Genomic DNA, 2,211 nt, shown 5'->3' on the forward strand with positions numbered 1-2,211 from the left:
CGCGGGCGCGGAAGCGCGCGCGCGGCCGGATGCCCAGCGCCTCGGCCGCCTCGCGCCGGCCGACCAGCACCGCAGCGGCGCCGTCGGACATCTGGCTGGCGTTGGCCGCGGTCACGCCGCCCTCGCCCGGCTGGCGGAACACGGGCTGCATCGCGCGCATGCGCTCGACGTCGATCACCGCGCGGATGCCTTCGTCGTGCGCCAGCGTGATCGCGCCGCCCTCCTTGTCCACACCCGCCACCGGCAGGATCTCGGCGTGCACGCCGGCCGCACGCGCGGCCTCGGCGCGGCGGTGGCTTTCGATTGCGTAGTCGTCCATCTCGGCGCGCGATATCTGCCACTGGTCGGCGATGCGCTCGGCGCTCTCGACCTGGTGCGGGATGGCGAAGCGCGCGAGGATCTTCGGATGCAGATTGTCGAAGCCGCGGAAGTCGCCCTGCCCCAGGGTCAGGTCGAGGAACATCGGCACGCGGCTCATGCTCTCGACACCGCAGCCGATGGCGAACGCGAGGTCGCCCGCGGCCACCGCCTGCGAAGCGGCATGGGTGGCGAACTGGCTGGAGCCGCACATGCGGTTCATCGACACGCCCGGCACCTCGGCCGGCAGCCCGGCGATCAACAGCGCCTGGCGGGCGATGTTGGCGCCCTGCTCGCCGGCCTGGCTGACGCAGCCCGCCAGCACGTCGCCAACCTTTTCGGCCGGAAGCCCGGTGCGCGCCAGCACACCGCCGATGGCGGTGGCAAGAAGTTCGTCCGGGCGGGTCTCGCGCAGCGCACCGCCGCGGCGGCCGAAGGGGGTGCGGACGGCACCCAGGATGAGCGCTTCGTTCGGATTGGATTGGGTCATTGCTGGGTCCTCAGGTTCAGGCCCGCTGCAGTTCGCGGGCAATGATGTTGCGCTGGATCTCGCTGGTGCCTTCGTAGATCTGCAGCACCTTGGCGTCGCGGAAGAGCTTTTCCACCGGGTATTCGGTCGAGTAGCCCATGCCGCCGAAAATCTGCACGGCCTCGGTCGCCGCCCACATCGCCGCATCGGCAGCGAAGGCCTTGGCGATCGAGGCCTCGATGGTGTTCGGCCTGCCCTGGTCGAGCAGCCAGGCCGACTGGTAGGTGAGCAAGCGTGCGGCCTCGAGCTTCATGCGCATCTCGGCCAGCTTGTGCGCCACCGCCTGGTGGTCGACCAGGCGCTTGCCCATGCTGTTGCGCTGGGTGGCGTAGGCGAGCGATTCGTCGAGGCAGCGTTCGATGAGGCCAACGCCAAAGGCCGCAACCATCGGCCGCGAGTGGTCGAACACCGTCATCGCCAGTGCGAAGCCGCTGCCCTCCTCGCCCAGGCGATGGTCATCAGGCACGAACACCTGGTCGAGAAAGACCTCGCAGGTGGGCGCGCAGCGCTGGCCGAGCTTGCCCAGGGGTTCGCCGATGGCCATGCCCTGGCTGCCACGCGGCACGATGAAGGCGGTCATGCCGCGGTGGCCTGCATCCGGCGCGGTCTTGGCGAAGACGACGAGGAATTCGGCGAGGTTGGCGTTGGAGATCCAGATCTTGCTGCCGCTCAGGCGGTAGCCGCCGGCCACGCGCTCGGCACGGGTGCGGATGCCGGCAACGTCGGAGCCGGCGCCCGGCTCGGTCATGGCGAAGCTCGCCAGCGCGCCCTTGGCGGCCGCGCCCAGATAGCGCTCGCGCTGCATGTCGCTGCCGGCGATCACGATGGGCTCGGTGGCCAGTGCATTCACGCACAGCGCGGTGCCGATGCCCAGGCAGCCACGGCAGAAGGCTTCGGTGACCAGTACCAGCTCGAGGCAGCCGAGGCCGCCGCCGCCGACCGCTTCGGGCAGGTTGATGCCCAGCAGGCCGAGCTCCTGCGCACGCTGGTGCACCTCGAAGGGGAAAGTCTTGCCGAGGTCGGCCTCGGCGGCGCGCGGGGCGATCTCGCGCTCGGCAAAGCGGCGCGCCAGATCGCGAATCTCGCGCTGCTCCGCGTTCAACTGGAAGTCCATGATGTCTCCTTGCAAAACCGTCGTCCGATAGCGACGGCGTAATCCAATGTCCGGCCTGCCCGGTCGCAGCGCGGTACCGTAGGAGCGGCGCAAGCCGCGAGCCTTTTGTCAGCCCACCCAAGCCCCGTCGCCTTCAACCCCTCGCGGCTGGCGCCGCTCCTACAGGGGGTGATGAACGCCTTGCGATGCCGTAGGAGCGGCGCCAGCCGCG

2 protein-coding genes are annotated in these 2,211 nt (G+C 70.1%); both read right to left on the minus strand.

The genetic code is table 11. The features are described 5' to 3' along the window. A partial coding sequence (locus B447_RS21455) for a thiolase family protein (RefSeq protein ID WP_004249174.1) occupies positions 1 to 847 on the minus strand: 847 nt, incomplete at its 3' end. A gap of 16 nt (positions 848 to 863) precedes the next feature. Next, the gene (locus tag B447_RS21460; protein ID WP_004249175.1) at positions 864 to 2,000 is read right to left on the minus strand and encodes an acyl-CoA dehydrogenase family protein; all 1,137 of its coding nucleotides are present in this window, start codon (positions 1,998 to 2,000) and stop codon (positions 864 to 866) included. Positions 2,001 to 2,211: the final 211 nt, after the last annotated feature.

The sequence above is a fragment of the Thauera sp. 27 genome, from assembly GCF_000310125.2.
Taxonomy (GTDB): domain Bacteria; phylum Pseudomonadota; class Gammaproteobacteria; order Burkholderiales; family Rhodocyclaceae; genus Thauera; species Thauera mechernichensis.